The sequence below is a fragment of the Nonomuraea sp. NPDC049158 genome, from assembly GCF_040648335.1.
In the GTDB taxonomy this organism is placed as follows: Bacteria; Actinomycetota; Actinomycetes; order Streptosporangiales; family Streptosporangiaceae; genus Nonomuraea.
This window is the reverse complement of record NZ_JBEZDM010000002.1, coordinates 489,817-507,236: the sequence shown is the minus strand read 5'-3', so window position 1 is coordinate 507,236 and position 17,420 is coordinate 489,817. Positions and strand designations below refer to the sequence as shown.

Below are 17,420 nucleotides of genomic sequence, written 5' to 3'. Positions count from 1 at the left end.
CGTCCGCGAGCCGCGGGCGGCTGGAGCGTGTCTGACGGGCTCTAGTGCCGGCGCACCATGGTGAGCCCGTCGGCGATCGGCAGGACGACCACGGTGACCCGGGGGTCCTCCCGCACGAGGTCGTTGAACTCACGCATCTGCACGGTCCGCTCATCCGTCTCGGCCGGGTCGGCCACCCGGCCGCTCCACAGCGTGTTGTCCACCATGAGCAGGCCGCCCGGACGCAGCCGGTCGATCAGCAGCTCGTAGTACGCCGGGTAATTGGGCTTGTCGGCGTCGAGAAAGGCCAGGTCGACGGGCCCCTGGAAGGCGGCGAGCGTCTCCCGCGCCGGGCCCAGGGTCAGGGTGACGCGGTCGGTCACGCCGGCCTTGTCCCAGTAGCGGCGGGCGATGGACGTCCACTCGTCGCTGACGTCGAAGCAGTGCAGCGTGCCGCCGGACAGGCCCCTGGCGATGCACAGCGACGAGTAGCCGGTGAACGTCCCCACCTCGACCGCCACCTCCGGCCGGGTGAGCTGGGTGATCATCGTGAGGAACGTGCCCTGGTCGGGCGTGATCTGCATGCCCGCACTGTCGCCTGTCGCCGCGATCGTCTCGGCGGCGAGCTCCTCCAGCAGGGAGTCGGGCGGGGTGGAGCGGTCGAGGATGTATTGGGCCACGGCTGGGTCGAGAAATTCGGCTTTCATGATTCCATTCTTAATGGGCATGGGACCAGCTCCGGCCACTAGCCGGGCACAATGGGGAAAGTCATAATCCCCAATGTCTAAAGACATAAAACGTCCGATATGTCAAACGGGTACTCTTACGGGGTGGGTGAAACGGCGACCTCGGCGAGGGGCCTAGGGGCGACCGGGAAGGCTGCTCCGCGCGGGCGTATCGCCAAACGAGAAGCGATCATGACCGCTGCAATGAGGGTGTTCGTCCGCGACGGTTACTCGGGTGCGAGCATCGAAACCATCGCCGCTGAAGCGGCGGTATCCAAACAGACCATCTACAACCATCTGGGCGACAAGCAGCGCTTGTTCGAGTCCCTGATCGACGAGAACTTCGATCGGGTCAATGCCCAGCAATTCGCCATGATCGAGACTTTTCCCGATCGACCGGCGAACCTCATGGCGGAGCTGACGGCGTTCGCCGGTGCTCTCATGCGTGACTGTCTCATGGACGAGCGGGCGCGCGCCTTGCGCACACTCGTCCAGGCAGAGGGATCTCGGCGTCCCGACATCGCCAGGCAGTGGCGGCAGCGTGGTCAGGGCCAGCTCGCGGGGTCCCTGGCCGCCAGGTTCGCCAGGCTGGCGCTGGCCGGGAAGCTCTCCCTGGCCGACCCCGATCAGGCGGCGCGCGACTTCCTGGCGTTGATCACGTATGACGCCCAGGTCGGCTGGACCATCGGCGACGCGTCGATGCGAGACGACGAGCTCGACGCCTCCATCGCCGCCGGGGTCCGGACGTTCATGCGGGCGTACGGCAACGGGAACGGCAACGGCCACCACAACGGAAACGGCAACCACAACGGGAACGGCAACGGCTCGGCTGGAGGCTGACAGACGCCCGCCCTTGCTCTTCGGGTAAGGTCTCGGCGATCAATGAGCTAAGGGCGGGCAAAATGAACAAAAGGGTGACGGCTGTGGTGGCCGTGGGCGTGGCGCTCGTCGTGCTGCTGACTGTCGTGGCGTTCTCCGAGCCCGGCACGACGGCGGCGCAGGGAGTGCGGCTCACCCGGCAACCCGACGGTTCCATGGTGCTCGCGGACAGGGGCGGTGACGCCCCTGTCCTGGACCTCTACGAGGATTTCGACTGTCCCGTCTGCAAGGAGCTGCACACCAGGGTCAACGCGACGATCGAGCGGCTGGCCAGGGAGGGCAAGGTCAAGGTCGTCTTCCATCCGGTGACGGTCTTCGAGGACGAGCCCATGCGGTCCAACTCCGTACGCGCCGCCGCCGCTGCCCGCTGCGTGCCCGAGGAGAGCTGGCTGGCGTTCAGGGAGGAGCTGTACGCCATGCAGCCCTCGCCGCACGGGCTGGCCTCGGGCTTCGACGTACAGGAGCTGGCCAAGGCGGCCAGGAAGGCCGGCGCGGACGTCGACCAGTGCGTGATCTCGCAGTCGTACGCCGACGCCCACCTTCAGGAGAGCGCGAAGGCGGGGATCGACGGGACGCCGACCCTGCTCCTCGACGGCGAGGTGCTGGGCAACGAGGCCTTCGACCCGGCCACCCTGGAGCGGGCCATCACCGGTGGAACAGGCGTCACCGTCTGACGTGTCCCAAGGCTTGAGATCGATGTGCCAACCAGTGGATGGATGTGGCAGACTCACAAGCACCATGTTCTACGGTCTGCTCATTATCAGCAGGCGCGCTGGCTGACAAAGGGACACCGCCAGCGCGCAGACCTCTCACGTCCGTGAGGGGTCTTTTTGTTTTCCAGGGAGACGACACCATGGCCGACGACCGCTTTCACGTCTATGACACGACGCTGCGTGATGGCGCCCAGCAGGAGGGTCTCACCCTCACCGTCGCCGACAAGCTCGCCGTCGCGCGGCACCTGGACGGCCTGGGTGTCGGCTTCATCGAAGGGGGCTGGCCCGGCGCCAACCCCAAGGACACAGAGTTCTTCAGGCGCGCTCAAACAGAGCTCGACCTGAAGCACGCGCAGCTCGCCGCGTTCGGTGCGACCCGCCGAGCAGGTGTGAAGGCAGCCGACGACCCGTTGGTGGCCGCCTTGCGCGAATCCGGCGCGCCGGTCGTGACCCTTGTCGCCAAGAGCCACGACCGGCACGTGGAGCTGGCCCTCCGCACGACTCTCCAGGAGAACCTCGCGATGATCCGCGACACGGTCTCCCACCTTCGTGCGGGGGGACAGCGAGTCTTCCTCGACGCCGAGCACTTCTTCGACGGCTACAAGTCCAACCCAGCCTACGCGCTCGAGGTCCTGCGTACCGCGGCCGAGGCGGGCGCCGCCGTCATCGCCCTGTGCGACACCAACGGCGGCATGCTCCCCGACGAGCTGGCCGACATCGTCCACGCCGCCGTCCAGACCAGCGCCCGCGTCGGCATCCACTGCCACGACGACACCGGCTGCGCGGTCGCCAACACGCTGGCCGCCGTCAAGGCCGGCGCCACGCACGTGCAGGGCTGCGCCAACGGTTACGGCGAGCGGTCCGGCAACGCCAACCTGTTCACCGTGGTCGCGAACCTCCAGCTCAAGCGGGGCTTCGACCTGGTGCCGCAGGAGTCGCTCGCCGACATGACGCGCATCGCGCACGCGATCACCGAGGTCACCAACGTCACGCCCAACTCCCACGCGCCCTACGTCGGCATGTCGGCGTTCGCGCACAAGGCCGGGCTGCACGCCAGCGCCATCAAGGTCGACCCGAACCTCTACCAGCACATCGACCCCGCCCAGGTCGGCAACGACATGCGCATGCTGGTCTCCGACATGGCCGGCCGCGCCTCGGTCGAGCTCAAGGGCCGCGAGCTGGGCTACGAACTCACCGCCGAGGCCACCAAGTCGCTGGTCGAGCGGGTGAAGGACCTGGAGTCCAGGGGCTTCACGTTCGAGGCCGCCGACGCCTCCTTCGAGCTGCTGCTGCGCGACACCGTCCATGGCCGGCGCAAGCGCCACTTCGAGGTCGAGTCGTGGCGGGTGATCGTCGAGCGCACCAAGGGCGGCGAGCTGGTCAGCGAGGCCACGGTCAAGCTGCACGCCAAGGGTGAGCGCATCGTCGCCACCGGCGAGGGCAACGGCCCGGTGAACGCGCTCGACCGGGCGGTACGCCTGGGGCTGGAGAAGCTCTACCCCGAGCTGGCCAGGCTGGAGCTCATCGACTACAAGGTGCGCATTCTCGAGGGCACCCACGGCACCGACGCCATAACCCGCGTGCTCATCACCTCCAGCGACGACACGGCCGAGTGGTCCACGGTCGGCGTCGCGGAGAACATCATCGAGGCCTCCTGGCAGGCGCTGGAGCAGGCGGTGACGTACGGCCTGCTCCGCGCCGGCCACGAAGCGAGCTGAGCCGGACCGGCTAGAGCAGCTTGGCGGGGAAGGTCAGGCCCTGGACCTTGAGCTTCCCTCCCGAGCAGGACACCTTCGGCGCGTCGGTGTCGGGCACGATGACGGTCAGCAGCGACTTGGCGGCGGGGGAGACGACGACGTTCGTCGGCACCTTGGACAGGTACGTCGGCGACACCCAGCCCAGCTTCCCGCCCCGCTGCACCTGCTGCCCGCCAACTGGCTCGCACCCCGCCAGCTGGACCATCGTGACCCGGTACTTCCCGTCACCGAGCACGACCCGGCCGCCGCCGTTGGAGATCACCTTGAGCGACGGGGCGAACCGCCACAGGTTCTTGACCTTCTTGCCGCCGGACGCGGTGTCGAGCACCGCCATCACGTCCTGGCCGTGGTTCACCAGCACCGATCGGGTACGGGAGGTGCCATAGGCCTTGTCGGTCAGCCGGAAGGCCTGCCGGTCCTTGCCGTACGAGGACTTGATGAGCTTGCTGGCCGTGCGCGGCCGGAAGCGCCCGCCCACCACGGACGGCACGTTGTGGGCCTCGGGGGAGAGCGTCCAGTAGCGGTAGGAGCTCTTCTCGTAGGAGTTGAAGCCGCCGTCGACCAGGATGTCGCGGCCCTGGGCGTAGTAGGTCACGCTCAGGTGGTCCTCGTGGCCGTGGAACTTCAGGCCGGGGCCGAACCTGATCGAGTAGAAGGCGGATTCGGGCTTGCCCCAGTCGGACCGGCCGTACACGTAACCGGCCTTGTAGACCTTGACCTTCTCCTTGGGCGTGCCGGTCTCGATCTTGGGCTCGACCTCGGCGCTGCCGTCCCCGATCGGCACCATGAAGCCGTTGGGCTGGGTGGAGTGGGCCACGAACGTCTTGAGCGCGTCGGCCCGCTTGGTGATCTCGCCGGGCACCTTGCGGCCGCAGTCCTTCATGTTGGTCATCGCGACCATGAGCCTGCTGTGCACGTAGACGGCGTAGCGCGGCGCCTGCTCCATGAGCGCGCCCTGGGAGTCGACGTCGAGCTTGACCGTGCCGGTCAGCCGCTTGACGGCCAGGCTCAGCCAGTCCTTGCGGTCGTAGCGGCAGGCGATGCCCATGAGCGCGATGTCCTGGTCGATCCCGTGGTTGTGGCCCTTCTTGTAGAGCCGCGAGTCGGTCAGGAGCTTGCCGTGCTCGGCCAGCGTCTGCTTGAGCCAGGCGTCCTTGACGTGCATGCTCAGGCAGACCAGCGCCTGGGAGCGCAGCGAGACGGGGTGGTCCTTCCAGGCGTACGACGGGGTGCCGCGGGCGCCCCGCCTGTTGCTCGCGGCCCAGTCCTTGGTGATCTCCACGGCCCGGTCGAGGTAACGCTCCTCGCCGCTGTTCTCGTACGCCACGACGAGCGTGCCCATCCACCGCAGCGACTGGAAGACGAACTCCCACGAACGGTTGTGGTACGGGCTCATGCTCCAGTTGATCTTCTTGCCGATCTTCACCGGAGGCTGCTCGACCAGGGGCAGCTCACCCCGCATGACCTCGTCCGCGGTGGGCGTACCGGGCAGCCAGTCACCCTGGCACTGCGAGGTGCGCTTCACCGACGTGTCGGCGTGCGCGGTGCTCACCAGCCCGGTGGAAACGAGCATGAGAGCGAGGGGGATCGCAAGGCGGCGCACGCCGGTTCCTTCCGGGCAAAAAGATGGGGGCGGAACATGCTGACCGAATCACGATCAACTGGTCAAGTTGGGTGCCGGATCGTTAGCGGCTCGATGCGGCTCGGTTTCCGGACCGGACATTTCACGACATGCTGAGGGCATGAGATACGACGACATCGTGATCCCGGACGCCCCCGTCTGCCGGGGCGCCTTGGAGGTGGCGACCAGGTACCACTCGCCCTCGTTGCTCAACCACTCCGTGCGCGCCTACCTGTGGGCGGCGGCCTACGCGGGGCTGCACGAGATCGCCTTCGACGTTGAGCTCCTGTACGTGTCGTCGATGCTGCACGACATCGGGCTGACCGCGGAGTTCGACAGCCACACGGTGCCGTTCGAGGAGGCGGGCGGGCATGTGGCCTGGGCCTTCGCGGCGGGGGCCGGGTGGCCGGTCGAGCGCAGGACGCGGGCCGCCGAGGTGATCATCCGCCACATGTGGGACGAGGTGCCGCTGGCGGAGGACCCCGAGGGGCACCTGCTGGAGCTCTCGACCGGCATGGACATCTCGGGCCGGCGTACCGATGAGATCCCCGCCGAGCTGCGGCGGGAGGTGCTGGCCCGCCATCCGCGGCTGGAGATCGCCAAGGAGTTCGCGGCCTGCGTGACCGATCAGGGCACCCGCAAGCCGTCCAGTCTCGCGGGCGGGTTCGTCCGGGCGGGCATCACCGACCGCATCGCCCGCAACCCCCTGGACAACGACTAGCGCGTCTCAGTGGACGACGCGGTGCGCGGTCGGGGCGGGTTCCAGGGTCACCCTGGCCACCGCCGGTACGCGATCCGCCTCCAGCGCGCCGCGCATGTGCGGGATCGCCACGCCCGACAGGTGATCCCTGAGCTCGCTCATCGGTGCCTGCTCGTCCGCCACGAGGCGCAGCCGTACCAGCGGCCGGGCACCGGAGCACCCCAGGTCGGCCCCGGCGCTCAGCACGGCGGGGCTGGTCTCGATGTCCGCCGCGACAGCGGAGGCCATGCCCTTCGCGGTGAGGTCGGTGACGCCTCCGGGGCCGGTCTCCAGCCGCAGCGAGTCGCGGCTGTCGCGGCGCCCCTGGACGAACAGCCAGCGCAGGCCGAGCAGCGCCACGATCACGGCCACCAGCGCGATGGCCCACCAGATCCACGGGCTCCAGGCCGCGAGGAACGACCGCACGAAGAAGTTCATGATCGGCGTCAGCGCGCGGACCCGTCCGAACGCCCCCAGGCCGCGGGCCAGCGCGTAGGCGCCGAGGAGGAGCAGCACGATTCCGGTCAGGGCCAAACCCCAGCGGTTGCCGCGGCTCGTTCTGCGGTTCACTTGCGCTCCCTCACGTTGACCTTCACGTGGTACGGCTCGACGGGGCTCAGCGCCACGAGCCTGGACAGCACCGCGGCGTGTACGTCCGCGCCGAACCGCTCCCGGTCCCACCCGGAGGTGGTCGCGGTGATGGCGGCCGTGTGGCCGCGGACCGAGGCGCGGGCCGCGTGCACGCCCGGAACCCCTTCGGCGGCATGCGCCAGCGCCCTGGCGAAGCTCCTGCGCCGCATGCCGATGATCAGATCCGCGTCTCCGGTACGTACCGGCACCAATCGCGGCCGGCCGGGCACCAGCGCGGTCACCAGCAGCGCCAGCCCGATCAGCGCGACGAGCGCGGCGCCGAGCAGGAACGGCGAGTTGCTCCACGGAGTGGTCGCCGCCCAGATCAGCATCCGGTCCAGGGGAAGCCAGCGCAGCGGCCGACCGGCGAGCGCCGAGATCGTCTGCGCGGCCACCACCACGCCCAGGATCGTGAGCAGCGCGGCCACCACGACGGCGGGCACGGTCCGCCGCGGCCTGAAGGCCCGCATCGCCGCCCGATCCGCCGCCCGCTCGGCGCCGCTCGGGGGCCGGTCCGTCACCCGGACGGTCGCACCGCCCAGCGGCGCCTCCATCGTCTGGCCGCCCAGGGGCGTCGTCACCGGTTCATCCGCCCCGTGGGCTCCGGTACTCATGGCGAAACCTCCGGCGGTGTCCGCGGTGGCGGCTTCGGTGCTGCCTGCCGCGCGGTCTCCTGTGGTGCTTCCCGCGAGGTCGTCTCCCGCGCGGTCTCCTGCGGTGTATCCCGTGAGGCCTCTTGTGGTGCCTCTCGCGAGGACCCCCACGTCGGCGCCGGTGGGGCGGCCGTGAGTTCGGTCATCGTGATGTCCACGTGGGACACCTGAAGTCCCGTCAGCGCGGCGATCCTGCTCGCCACGTGGCTCCTGATCGCGGCCGCCACCGCGCGCAGCGGCATCGGATAGGCCACGGACACGGTCAGCCCGATCTCCACGGTGTCACCCCGCACCGTGGCACTCACCGGGCGTGTCCCGCGTATCCCGCCGCGCTCGATCACCTCGCGCACCCCAGCCACCTCGCGGGCGGCATGGCGGGCGATCTTGGCCGCCACGCGGTCCGTGACCTCGGTACGGCCACGCCGCTCGGGCGGTACCGCCGGGGCAGGACGCTGCCCCGGCACCAGCACGGCGGACGCCTGGGACGCGGGCGTGTCCGTGGTCATCTCCGCCTCACGGTGAGGTTCGACAGGTTCACCTCGCCGCCCTCCATGATGCGGCCCACCAGAAGACCGATCGCGCCCAGGACGAGCACGAGGAGGAAGGCACCGAGCCCGCCGAGGGCGCCGACGATGCCCAGCACCATGCCTACGGCCATGCCGATCACGGGCAACCATGAGATGTTCATCGTGAGGTCTCCTTCGCCGCGTCTTCGGGCGTCTTGTCCGCGGGCGCCGCGTCTTCGGGCGCCACGTCGTCGATCCGGATGTTCACCGGGCGGTCGCCGGCCAGGTCGGCCACCGCCCGCCGTACCTCTTCCGCCGTCTCGGGAAGCGGGCGGCCGAGGCGCGCCACGATGTCGACGGTCACCTCGCGGTCGTCCACGGAGACGCCCATGAGGCGCTCGCCGGGCAGGTAGGTCGCCACCGTCCCGAAGAGGCCGCCCGACAGCCCGGCCACCCCGGCGCAGGCGCGAACCCGCTCGGCGATCAACTGGGCCTCGCTCATCGGGGCGTCGCTCGGCGGGGCGTCGCTCGTCTGAGCGCCGCTCGTCTGGGCGTCGGTCATTGGACCCTGGGCCCCTGCTCCGTCTTGCCGCCGGACCGCTCTCCCTCCGCGGCGCCCATGCCGCCGCTCTCCCCGGCGGGGGTGTCCCGCATGGGCAGGTGTACGTCGTCGACCCTGATGTTCACCTCGGTGACCTCGAGCCCGCACATGCGCTCGATCGCGTTGATGACGTTCCTGCGCACGGCCCCGGCCAACTCCGGGATCGCGATGCCGTACTCGGCGACCAGGTCGAGGTCCACGGCCGCCTGCCGCTGGCCCACCTCAACCGAGACGCCCTGGGAGAGGCTCTTGTCGCCGCCGACCATGCCGCGCATGGTGCTGAGTGCCCTGGCGGTGCCGCCGCCCATGTCGTACACGCCGGACACCTCGCTCGCCGCGATGCCGGCGATCTTCGCGACGACCACGTCCTCGATGGTCGTGGTGCCCTTGTCGGTCACCAGCGAGCCGGACGGGCCGCCTTCCATCGTCCTGGCCCTCGGTACGGTGCCCTGCTGATTGACTACCGTGTCAGCCACGATTCGTCACCTCCCGACACTCGATGTGTCACAAAGCCCTCGTAACCTCCAGGCAACCGAAAATGCGCGACAAAACGGACTTTAGGTACGTTTGTGACCGATTCATGAGGCGGGCGGAGGGGGTGGCGGCGGCGATAGCCTTGTCAGGTGCGTATAGCGAGGTTCTCCACAGGCGAAGGCGTGTCGTTCGGCGTGGTCGAGGGTGGCCCCGGTGAGGAGTTCGTGTCCGCGATCTCCGGGCACCCGTTCGGGGACGTCCAGTTCACCGGCGACCGCCACCCGCTGTCCCAAGTGCGGCTGCTGGCCCCGATGCTGCCCAGCAAGGTGGTGGCCATCGGCAGAAACTACGCCGAGCACGCCCGTGAGCTGGGTAACGAGATCCCGGACGAGCCGCTCATCTTCATCAAGCCGTCCACCTCCGTGATCGGCCACGGCGAGCCGATCGCGTACCCGACGTCGCTGTCCCACCGCGTCGACTACGAGGGCGAGCTGGCCCTGGTGATCGGCCGGCTCTGCCGTGAGGTGCCGGTCGAGCGCGCCAAGGACGTCATCTTCGGCTACACGTGCGCCAACGACGTCACCGCCCGCGACCTGCAGAAGAAGGACGTCCAGTTCACCAGGGCCAAGGGCTTCGACACCTTCTGCCCGCTCGGGCCGTGGATCCAGACGGACCTCGACCCCTCCGACCTGGCGCTCACGACCACGGTCAACGGAGAGGTGCGCCAGAGCGGCCGTACCAACCAGCTCATCCACGACATCCCCGCGCTGGTCGCCTACGTCAGCGCGGTCATGACGCTGATCCCCGGCGACGTGATCCTTACCGGCACCCCGGCGGGCGTCGGCCCGGTCGAGGTCGGTGACGAGGTCAGCGTCGGCATCGAAGGCATCGGCACTCTGACGAACAAGGTGGTCTCCCGTGACTGATCTACGGGTGCGTTTCGCCCCGTCGCCGACCGGTATGTTCCACGTCGGCGGCGCCCGCACGGCACTGTTCAACTGGGCGCTGGCCGAGCAGTCCGGCGGCCGCTTCGTGCTGCGCGTCGAGGACACCGACGCGACGCGTAACCGGCCCGAGTGGACCGAGGGCATCATCTCGGCGCTCGACTGGATCGGCATCAACGGCACCAACCCGGTGTTCGAGGGCCCCTATTTCCAGTCGGCCTACGAGCCGCAGCACCGCGAGGCCGTGGCCAAGCTGCTCGCCGACGGCAAGGCGTACTTCTGCGACTGCACCCGCGAGACGCTCGTCGCCCGCACCGGCTCCGAGCACAAGGGCTATGACGGATTCTGCCGTGACCGGGGCCTGACCGAGGGCGCCGTCCGCTTCCGCACCTCCGACGAGGGCGTCACGGTCGTCGAGGACGTCATCAGGGGCCGGGTGGAGTTCCCCAACGACGCCCAGGAGGACTTCGTCATCGCCCGCACCGACGGCTCGCCGCTCTACGTGCTGGCCAACGCGGTCGACGACATCACCCAGGGCATCACCCACGTGGTGCGCGGCGAGGAGCACCTGGGCAACGCGGCCAAGCAGGAGCTCCTGTGGCCCGCGCTCGGCGCCAACCCGCCGGTCTGGGCGCACCTGCCGGTGATCGTCAACGAGCAGCGCAAGAAGCTGTCCAAGCGCCGCGACAAGGTGGCGCTGGAGGACTACCGCGCCGAGGGCTACCTGGCCGAGGCCATGGTCAACTACCTCATGCTGCTCGGCTGGGGCCCCGGCGACGACCGCGAGATCATGCCGTGGGTGGAGATGATGCCGCTGTTCAAGCTGGAGAGCGTCAACTCCGCCAGCGCGTTCTTCGACGAGAAGAAGCTGCGGGCCTTCAACGGCGAGTACATCCGCGCCCTGCCCGTCGAGACGTTCGAGGAGCGCTGCTCGCCCTATCTCGAGGCCGACTGGGACCGGGAGATGTTCAGCAAGGTCGCCACGCTGGCGCAGACCCGCATCACCGTGCTGTCGGAGATCAGGCAGAACGTCGACTTCCTCTTCCTCGACGAGCCCGTCTTCGACGAGGCCTCCTGGGACAAGGCGATGAAGAACTCCCCGGTGGAGATCCTCAGCGGCTATCTGGAGCGGCTCCAGGGCGTCAACTGGGACCCCGAGTCGCTCAAGGAGGCGCTGGAGCAGGTCGGCGCCGCCCACGGCCTCAAGCTGGGCAAGGCCCAGGCGCCCGTGCGCGTCGCCGTCACGGGCCGGACGGTGGGTCTGCCGTTGTTCGAGTCGATCGAGGTCCTCGGCCGCGAACGCACCGAGGAGCGGATCCGCGCCGCCCTGACCCGCCTCCAGGGCTGACCGCGACGACAGGGCTGACCGCCACGACAGGGCTGACCGCGACGATCCAGCGGGCACTCAGGGGTACGGCGCCGCCGCACCCCTGAGCCGGACGAGCACGCCGGACAGGGGGCAGCGGACCGGCGCGGCGGGCGTCAGAGGAGGCCGCGGCGCTCCAGCAGCGGCTGGATGCTGGGCTCCCGGCCGCGGAAGTTGCGGAAGGCGGTCAGCGGGTCGATGCTGCCGCCCCTGGACAGCAGCTCGCGGCGGAAGTGGTCGCCGTTCGCCCGCTCCAGCCCGCCGTTCTCCTTGAACCACAGGACGCTCTCGGCGTCCAGCACCTCGCTCCAGATGTAGGAGTAGTAGCCGGCGCTGTAGCCCCCCGCGAAGATGTGCGCGAAGTAGTTGGTCCGGTAACGTGGCCGGACCGTCGGCAGGGCGATCCCGGCCGCCTCCAGCGCCGCGGACTCGAACGCCTCGGCGTCGGCCACCGCCTCGCCCGCGGCCAGCTTGTGCCAGGCCCAGTCGAGGAGCGTCGCGGCCAGATATTCGACCGTCATGAAGCCCTGGTTGAACTTCTCCGCGGCCTTCATCTTCTCCACCAGCTCGGCGGGCATCGGCTCGCCCGTCTCGTGGTGCTTGGCGTAGTTGGCCAGGATCTCCGGCCAGGTCGCCCACATCTCGTTGACCTGGGACGGGTACTCGACGAAGTCGCGCGGCACGCTGGTGCCCGACACGCGGGGGAAACGCACCTCGGAGAACAACCCGTGCAGCGCGTGCCCGAACTCGTGGAAGGCCGTGCTCACCTCGTCGTAGGTCAGCAGCGTCGGCCCGGCGCCCGGCTTGGTGATGTTGAGGTTGTTCATCACGACCGGCAGCTCGCCGAACAGGCCCGACTGGTCGACCAGGTTGTTCATCCACGCGCCGCCCCGCTTGTTGGGCCGGGCGTACGGGTCGAGCAGGAACAGGCCGAGCCGGCCGCCGTCCTCGTTGAACACCTCGTAGACGTGTACGTCCTCGTGGTAGCCCTTCAGGTCGGGCCGCTCGGTGAAGGTGACGCCGTAGAGCCGGGTGGCCGCGTAGAACACGCCGTCGCGGTAGACGCGCCACAGCTCGAAGTAGGGCCGCATGGCCCCGGCGTCGAAGTCGTAGCGGGCCTGGCGCACCTTCTCCGAGTAGTAGGACCAGTCCCACGGCTCGACCGCGAACCCGGCCTGCTCGGCGAGCGCCTCCGCTTCCTTCTTCGCATTGCGTACGGCCGGCCCGACGAGCTGCCCCAGCATGGCCTCGACCGCCTCCACGGTCTTGGCCGTCTGGTCGGCGACCGTGTGGGCGGCGTGGTTGGGGAAGCCCAGCAGCGCGGCCCGCTCGGCGCGCAGCGTCGCCATCTTGATCGCCAGCTCGAAGTTGCGCGGCGCCCGCTCCACGCTCAGCGTGTAGAGCCTGCGGCGTACGTCGCGGTCGGTGAGCTGGGCCAGCCCCGGCTGGTTGGTGTAGTTGAGCAGCGGCAGGACGTAGCGCCCGTCCTTGGCCAGCGACTGGATCGTGGCCTCGTCGAAGCCGTCGAGATCCTTGGCGTCATCGACGACCAGCGCGGACTCGCTCAGCGCCTTCAGCAGGTTCTGGGCGAACTCGGTGGACAGCCGGGACAGCTCTTCGTTCAGCCGCCGCAGCTCGCCCTGCTCGGCCTCCGTCAGGTCGGCACCGGCTCTGACGAAGTCCTCGCGGTATTTCTCCAGCAGCCACGACTCCTCGGGGTCGTCCGTGGTCACCCGCTTGACGCGGGCCCAGAGCGCGCGGTTGAGCCGGATCGCGTCGCTGTGCTTGGCCAGCGCGGGCGAGATCTGCTTCTCCAGCTCCAGGACGCCCTCCGTGGAGTTGGAGGAGACGATGCTGAAGAAGGCCGCGGACACGCGCTCCAGGATGCGCCCGGAACGCTCCAGCGCGGCGATCGTGTTGTCGAAGGTGGGCGGCTCGCCGCTGTCCGCGATCGCCTCGACCTCGGCCAGCCCTTCCGCCATCCCGCGCTCGAACGCGGGGAGGTAGTGCTCCTCGCGGATCTCCTCGAAGGGCGGCAGCTGGTAGGGCAGGCTGCTGGGGGCGAAGAAGGGGTTCTCTGCCAACGCTTGGGCTCCTCCACGTGGTGCTTTGTCCCCCTCAGCTTGGCACGCCCGGCCCTCTTCCGCGCCCCGGAGGAAGGCGGTTCGGCAATCGTTTTGGTCTTGGCGCCCAAGCTGGGCTATTCTTTCGGACGTCGCCTTAACGCACCCCACGGGGTTCGGGCCGGTGGGGTATGGTGTAATTGGCAGCACGACTGATTCTGGTTCAGTTAGTCTAGGTTCGAGTCCTGGTACCCCAGCGCTTAACGGATGTCTCATAGAGGCGTCCGTTTTTTGCTTATGGATGAATTTCGGATGCGGCCGGGGTCGTTCCTCGCCTTCCTGGCGCCCCTCCTGATGCCTCTCGTGCTCTTCTTTCCCGTCTGCCTGCTGCTCGGTGCCATCGCGACGGGCAGCACGGCCGCCGGAGTGCTGATCGGCGCCCTCGGCGTCGGCGCGCTCATCGGGGTGTTGGCGATCAAGCACCGCCGGATGGTGGCGGGCACCGTCGTGCGCTTCTCGCCGCAGGGCGTGGAGCTGGCGGACGCCCACGGCTTCCGCCTCCGGCTGGCGTGGGCCCGGATGGAGCGGATCGACGTCGTGGAGAGCCGGATGGCCGGCCCTCGTCCGATCGGCCGCCTCGGGGGCGTTCACGTGCGGGCGGGCGCCCTGAGGTCCGTCGGGCTGGTGGGCTGGGGGGAGCGTGATGTGCCGCCGCGGATGCCTCCGTGGATGCGGGCCCAGCTCGCCGCGGTGCCCGTCGATCCGGAGACCGGCCTCCAGTGGCTCGGCATCCCGCTCGGCGCCGTCGATCCACTCTGGGAACGCGGCCCGATGGGCGACTGGGTCCGCCGTCATAGGCCCGATCTGCTGGCCTGATAGTGGTTTGGTGGTGCTCCGAGGGTGCGGTAGAGTTACCTGCGTTGCCGGGGGAACCTGGCACATCGCTTGTGGACAGGGTCCCGTCGTCTAGTGGCCCAGGACGCCGCCCTCTCAAGGCGGTAGCGCCGGTTCGAATCCGGTCGGGACTACCACTGCCACAAGCTCACGAAGGTCCCGTCGTCTAGTGGCCCAGGACGCCGCCCTCTCAAGGCGGTAGCGCCGGTTCGAATCCGGTCGGGACTACATTTCATCACCGCTCTCGGTCGCGTCTCGCGCCGGGGGCTTTTTCATTTGTCCACCCAAAGACGACGATGGCGCCGCCCCAGTAGCTGGAGCGGCGCCATTCGTACGAAAGATGCCTAGGAGTTGGAGCGGGCCTTGAACAGCGCCCGCCGCGCCGCCTTGGCGACCTGCTTGTCGGGGTGGACCTGGGAGATCAGGTCGAGCAGCTCCTCCACGTGCGCGTGCGGGATCTTCCAGATCACCTCGAGCAGGTTGTTGAGCAGCTCCGGCCCGATGTCCCGCAGGCTCCCGATGAACTCCGACCGGCCGAGCCCGGCCGAGATCGTCCACATGTCGAGAATCAGCCAGTGGGTGTCGTCCTGCGTCGGCTCCGGCGCGCCCTCCACCTCGAGCTGGCTCAGGTGCGTGGCCGCGTAGGGGCGCAGCGAGGACTGCTTCAGCGCCTCCTGCCAGGCCGGGATCGCCGCCTCGCCGAGCGTGCCGACCACGCTGGCCGCCTGCACCCGGATGAGCGCGTCCGACTCGTCCTGGGCGGCGGCCTCCAGCAGCTCCTCAGCCGCCTTGCCGGGCTCGCGCAGCCGCATCCAGTCGGCGAACTCGGCGTCGGCCTCCTCCTCCGGCAGCTCGGCGCTCAGCGCGAGCAGCTCGTGGGCGCTCATCGACTCGATGGCCGGCCGCGCGTCGACCTCGATGTCGGAGTCGTCGACCAGGTGGACGACGCCCTCGGTGCCGAGCGGCGTGAGGCTGACCGTCTGGCCGGTGACCTCGACCATGCCGTAGCCGGTCAGCCAGGCGATCGCCCCGGCGAGCGGGTCGCCCGCCGCCTCCCAGGCGTCGGCGCCCAGCTCGTCGAGCTCCGCGGCCGCCTCCGACAGCTCCTGGCCGAGCTCCGCCAGGTCGCGGGAGCCGCCCCCGAGGAGCAGCCTGACCAGCACGCCCCGCGTGAGGCCCGCCAGGGCCATGGTGAGGTCCTCGTCGGCCAGCTCCGGGTCGCCGTAGTCGACCGAGTGCAGGCCGAGCATCCAGGCGTCGAGCACGTCCTCGTCGTCGTCGAACGGCCACTCGGACGTGTCGTCCTGGACGCCCACGGTGTTGGCGTCACCCGGCTCAAGGAACTCCAGGTCGACGGCGAGGTTCCAGACGTTCCACAGCTGCGGGACGGCCTCGGCGAGCGAGCCCTCGGTCTCCGGCCTGGGCAGTCCGACGGCGGCCAGCGCCTCGGCCACCTCATCGTCGGACAGCAGGGTGTCCTCCCCCACCCGGCGCCCGGAACCCACCCACAGGGCCAGGTCGCGCGCCTGGGCGACCAGCGGCACCTGGCGGGCGGCCGTGGCCAGCTCGGAGTCGGGGCGCAGCCTGATCGTGTCGAGGTCGGCCAGCGCGTCGGCGAACGGCTCGAAGTCGCCCAGGTCGCCGATCTCCTCCTCGTCGTCGTCGTCGCCTTCGGCGTCGTCGTCGAGGAGGTCCTCCATCAGCTCGACGAAGTCGTCCTCGACGTCGTCGAGCTCGGCCTGCAGGTCGGAGAGGGAGTCAGAACCCTCGGTGAGCCGTCCGGTCTGCGAGAGGAACGTCAGGTACGCGTCCACGGCCGGGAGCATCCCGTCGGCGGCGGCGTCGGGATCCTCCACGACCTTGGGCATGCGGTCGAGCAGCAGGTTGCGCAGGTCGGCACGCTTCCACGTGCCGAGATCCTGGGAGAAGGCGAGGCGGTGCCACAGCGCCGCTGGTCCCACGAGCTCGGGGTCGCTCTCGGGCGCGTTGGCCTGCGCCCAGATGATGAACTCTTCGAGCAGGGGTCGCAGCTCAGTGGCGGCTACCTCGATGCGATCTGTCACGCACTCAGGCTAGTGCGCCCGCGAGGCACTCGGCTCCCCAAATAGGCGCTTTTGCTGATCATGACGTGCGGCGCATGGCTTCCGTGATGCGTTCCGCCGCCGCCATGACGGGCACCGCGTGCAGTCGGCCGGGCGCTCTCGTCAGTCGTTCGATGGGCCCGGAAACCGAGACGGCCGCGATGACCTTGCCGCCGCTGCCCCTTATCGGCGCGGAAACACTGGCCACCCCCTGCTCGCGCTCGCCGACACTGTGCGCCCAGCCCCTGCGCCGCACCGACGCCAGCGTGGCGGCGGTGAACTTGGCGCCGCGCAACCCCCGGTGCAGGCGGTCGGGCTCCTCCCACGCCAGCAATATCTGGGCGGCGGAACCCGCCGTCATCGGCAACGCCGACCCCACGGGCACGGTGTCGCGCAACCCGCTGGAGCGTTCGGCCGCGGCCACGCAGACCCGCTCGTCACCCTGGCGCCGGTAGAGCTGCGCGCTCTCGCCGGTGAGGTCGCGCAACTGCATCAGTACGGGCGCGGCCACCGCGAGCAACCGATCCTCACCCGCCGCCGTGGACAACTCGGAAAGCCGTGGGCCGAGCACGAACCTGCCCTGCGTGTCACGGGTCACGATGCGGTGGTGCTCGAGTGCGACGGCGAGCCGGTGGGCCGTGGGTCGGGCCAGGCCGGTGGCCTGGACCAGCTGTGCCAGCGAGGCAGGTCCCGCTTCGAGGGCATTGAGTACCAGAACGGCCTTGTCCAGTACGCCGACTCCGCTAGAGTTGTCCATACACCGATACTGACGTCTCGACATATGAGAAGGCAAGT

The 17,420-nt window shown here is 69.4% G+C and carries 18 protein-coding genes and 3 tRNA genes; 10 read left to right on the top strand and 11 right to left on the bottom strand.

Going from position 1 to position 17,420, the window contains the following annotated elements; translation table 11 throughout:
* Positions 1 to 41 precede the first annotated feature (41 nt).
* Positions 42 to 686: an O-methyltransferase gene (locus AB0B61_RS06580; protein WP_358428915.1), complete on the bottom strand. Its 645-nt coding sequence runs from the start codon at positions 684 to 686 to the stop codon at positions 42 to 44.
* 210 nt (positions 687 to 896) lie between these two features.
* Here AB0B61_RS06580 and AB0B61_RS06575 point away from each other — a divergent pair, with 210 nt between their 5' ends.
* The 3 genes from AB0B61_RS06575 to cimA all read left to right on the top strand — a co-directional run bounded on the left by AB0B61_RS06575 (position 897) and on the right by cimA (position 4,014).
* Complete coding sequence (locus AB0B61_RS06575) at positions 897 to 1,544, top strand: TetR/AcrR family transcriptional regulator (RefSeq protein WP_358428913.1); 648 nt, start codon at positions 897 to 899, stop codon at positions 1,542 to 1,544.
* Between the two features lie 62 nt (positions 1,545 to 1,606).
* Complete coding sequence (locus AB0B61_RS06570) at positions 1,607 to 2,257, top strand: thioredoxin domain-containing protein (protein ID WP_358428912.1); 651 nt, start codon at positions 1,607 to 1,609, stop codon at positions 2,255 to 2,257.
* 179 nt (positions 2,258 to 2,436) lie between these two features.
* On the top strand, positions 2,437 to 4,014 hold the full coding sequence (cimA, locus tag AB0B61_RS06565; RefSeq protein WP_358428909.1) for a citramalate synthase: 1,578 nt from the start codon (positions 2,437 to 2,439) through the stop codon (positions 4,012 to 4,014).
* Between the two features lie 10 nt (positions 4,015 to 4,024).
* Here the strand turns inward: cimA and AB0B61_RS06560 are convergent, their stop codons facing one another.
* Positions 4,025 to 5,656, bottom strand: coding sequence for a heparinase II/III family protein (locus AB0B61_RS06560; protein WP_358428907.1), 1,632 nt, complete (start codon positions 5,654 to 5,656; stop codon positions 4,025 to 4,027).
* A gap of 139 nt (positions 5,657 to 5,795) precedes the next feature.
* On the opposite strand from AB0B61_RS06560, the gene AB0B61_RS06555 reads away from it, so the two are divergent.
* Entirely contained in the window at positions 5,796 to 6,395 is a 600-nt protein-coding gene (locus AB0B61_RS06555; RefSeq protein WP_358428904.1) for an HD domain-containing protein, read from the top strand.
* 6 nt (positions 6,396 to 6,401) lie between these two features.
* Here the strand turns inward: AB0B61_RS06555 and AB0B61_RS06550 are convergent, their stop codons facing one another.
* The 6 genes from AB0B61_RS06550 to AB0B61_RS06525 are packed head-to-tail and all read right to left on the bottom strand — an operon-like array spanning position 6,402 to position 9,228.
* Positions 6,402 to 6,983, bottom strand: a complete 582-nt coding sequence (locus tag AB0B61_RS06550) for an alkaline shock response membrane anchor protein AmaP (protein ID WP_358428901.1) — start codon at positions 6,981 to 6,983, stop codon at positions 6,402 to 6,404.
* Positions 6,980 to 7,657: a DUF6286 domain-containing protein gene (locus AB0B61_RS06545; RefSeq protein WP_358428898.1), complete on the bottom strand. Its 678-nt coding sequence runs from the start codon at positions 7,655 to 7,657 to the stop codon at positions 6,980 to 6,982. The genes AB0B61_RS06550 and AB0B61_RS06545 overlap by 4 nt, the downstream gene beginning before the upstream one ends.
* Entirely contained in the window at positions 7,654 to 8,202 is a 549-nt protein-coding gene (locus tag AB0B61_RS06540; RefSeq protein WP_358428895.1) for an Asp23/Gls24 family envelope stress response protein, read from the bottom strand. Before AB0B61_RS06540 ends, AB0B61_RS06545 begins: the two co-directional genes overlap by 4 nt.
* A complete protein-coding gene (locus AB0B61_RS06535) occupies positions 8,199 to 8,384 on the bottom strand; it encodes a hypothetical protein (protein WP_358428892.1) in 186 nt (61 codons plus the stop codon). The genes AB0B61_RS06540 and AB0B61_RS06535 overlap by 4 nt, the downstream gene beginning before the upstream one ends.
* Positions 8,381 to 8,764 carry a hypothetical protein gene (locus tag AB0B61_RS06530; RefSeq protein WP_358428889.1) on the bottom strand — a complete coding sequence of 128 codons (384 nt, stop codon included), beginning with the start codon at positions 8,762 to 8,764 and terminating at the stop codon, positions 8,381 to 8,383. The genes AB0B61_RS06535 and AB0B61_RS06530 overlap by 4 nt, the downstream gene beginning before the upstream one ends.
* Positions 8,761 to 9,228: an Asp23/Gls24 family envelope stress response protein gene (locus tag AB0B61_RS06525; protein ID WP_358429335.1), complete on the bottom strand. Its 468-nt coding sequence runs from the start codon at positions 9,226 to 9,228 to the stop codon at positions 8,761 to 8,763. Before AB0B61_RS06525 ends, AB0B61_RS06530 begins: the two co-directional genes overlap by 4 nt.
* A gap of 198 nt (positions 9,229 to 9,426) precedes the next feature.
* On the opposite strand from AB0B61_RS06525, the gene AB0B61_RS06520 reads away from it, so the two are divergent.
* The gene (locus AB0B61_RS06520) at positions 9,427 to 10,203 is read left to right on the top strand and encodes a fumarylacetoacetate hydrolase family protein (RefSeq protein WP_358428886.1); all 777 of its coding nucleotides are present in this window, start codon (positions 9,427 to 9,429) and stop codon (positions 10,201 to 10,203) included.
* Positions 10,196 to 11,569: a glutamate--tRNA ligase gene (gene gltX / locus AB0B61_RS06515; RefSeq protein WP_358428883.1), complete on the top strand. Its 1,374-nt coding sequence runs from the start codon at positions 10,196 to 10,198 to the stop codon at positions 11,567 to 11,569. Before AB0B61_RS06520 ends, gltX begins: the two co-directional genes overlap by 8 nt.
* A 134-nt stretch (positions 11,570 to 11,703) precedes the next feature.
* Here the strand turns inward: gltX and AB0B61_RS06510 are convergent, their stop codons facing one another.
* Positions 11,704 to 13,671: a M3 family metallopeptidase gene (locus AB0B61_RS06510; RefSeq protein ID WP_358428880.1), complete on the bottom strand. Its 1,968-nt coding sequence runs from the start codon at positions 13,669 to 13,671 to the stop codon at positions 11,704 to 11,706.
* Positions 13,672 to 13,835: 164 nt separating this feature from the next.
* On the opposite strand from AB0B61_RS06510, the gene AB0B61_RS06505 reads away from it, so the two are divergent.
* The 4 genes from AB0B61_RS06505 (at position 13,836) to AB0B61_RS06490 (ending at position 14,772) form a co-directional block, all read left to right on the top strand.
* A tRNA-Gln gene (locus AB0B61_RS06505) sits at positions 13,836 to 13,907 on the top strand.
* A 40-nt stretch (positions 13,908 to 13,947) separates the two neighbouring features.
* Positions 13,948 to 14,526, top strand: a complete 579-nt coding sequence (locus AB0B61_RS06500) for a hypothetical protein (protein ID WP_358428877.1) — start codon at positions 13,948 to 13,950, stop codon at positions 14,524 to 14,526.
* A gap of 79 nt (positions 14,527 to 14,605) precedes the next feature.
* Positions 14,606 to 14,681, top strand: a tRNA-Glu gene (locus tag AB0B61_RS06495).
* An 18-nt stretch (positions 14,682 to 14,699) separates the two neighbouring features.
* A tRNA-Glu gene (locus AB0B61_RS06490) sits at positions 14,700 to 14,772 on the top strand.
* A 116-nt stretch (positions 14,773 to 14,888) separates the two neighbouring features.
* On the opposite strand, the gene AB0B61_RS06485 is transcribed toward AB0B61_RS06490, so the two are convergent.
* Both AB0B61_RS06485 and AB0B61_RS06480 read right to left on the bottom strand, forming a co-directional pair.
* Positions 14,889 to 16,607, bottom strand: coding sequence for a hypothetical protein (locus AB0B61_RS06485; protein WP_358428874.1), 1,719 nt, complete (start codon positions 16,605 to 16,607; stop codon positions 14,889 to 14,891).
* A gap of 58 nt (positions 16,608 to 16,665) precedes the next feature.
* Positions 16,666 to 17,382: an IclR family transcriptional regulator gene (locus AB0B61_RS06480; RefSeq protein WP_225291990.1), complete on the bottom strand. Its 717-nt coding sequence runs from the start codon at positions 17,380 to 17,382 to the stop codon at positions 16,666 to 16,668.
* Between the last annotated feature and the right edge of the window lie 38 nt (positions 17,383 to 17,420).

Coding starts and splice junctions, on each gene's coding strand:
- AB0B61_RS06580 (WP_358428915.1), bottom strand. CDS start 686: ATGAAAGCCGAATTTCTCGACCCAGCCGTGGCCCAATACATCCTCGAC.
- AB0B61_RS06575 (WP_358428913.1), top strand. CDS start 897: ATGACCGCTGCAATGAGGGTGTTCGTCCGCGACGGTTACTCGGGTGCG.
- AB0B61_RS06570 (WP_358428912.1), top strand. CDS start 1,607: ATGAACAAAAGGGTGACGGCTGTGGTGGCCGTGGGCGTGGCGCTCGTC.
- cimA (WP_358428909.1), top strand. CDS start 2,437: ATGGCCGACGACCGCTTTCACGTCTATGACACGACGCTGCGTGATGGC.
- AB0B61_RS06555 (WP_358428904.1), top strand. CDS start 5,796: ATGAGATACGACGACATCGTGATCCCGGACGCCCCCGTCTGCCGGGGC.
- AB0B61_RS06545 (WP_358428898.1), bottom strand. CDS start 7,657: ATGAGTACCGGAGCCCACGGGGCGGATGAACCGGTGACGACGCCCCTG.
- AB0B61_RS06540 (WP_358428895.1), bottom strand. CDS start 8,202: ATGACCACGGACACGCCCGCGTCCCAGGCGTCCGCCGTGCTGGTGCCG.
- AB0B61_RS06535 (WP_358428892.1), bottom strand. CDS start 8,384: ATGAACATCTCATGGTTGCCCGTGATCGGCATGGCCGTAGGCATGGTG.
- AB0B61_RS06530 (WP_358428889.1), bottom strand. CDS start 8,764: ATGACCGACGCCCAGACGAGCGGCGCTCAGACGAGCGACGCCCCGCCG.
- AB0B61_RS06525 (WP_358429335.1), bottom strand. CDS start 9,228: ATGGAAGGCGGCCCGTCCGGCTCGCTGGTGACCGACAAGGGCACCACG.
- AB0B61_RS06500 (WP_358428877.1), top strand. CDS start 13,948: ATGGATGAATTTCGGATGCGGCCGGGGTCGTTCCTCGCCTTCCTGGCG.
- AB0B61_RS06480 (WP_225291990.1), bottom strand. CDS start 17,382: ATGGACAACTCTAGCGGAGTCGGCGTACTGGACAAGGCCGTTCTGGTA.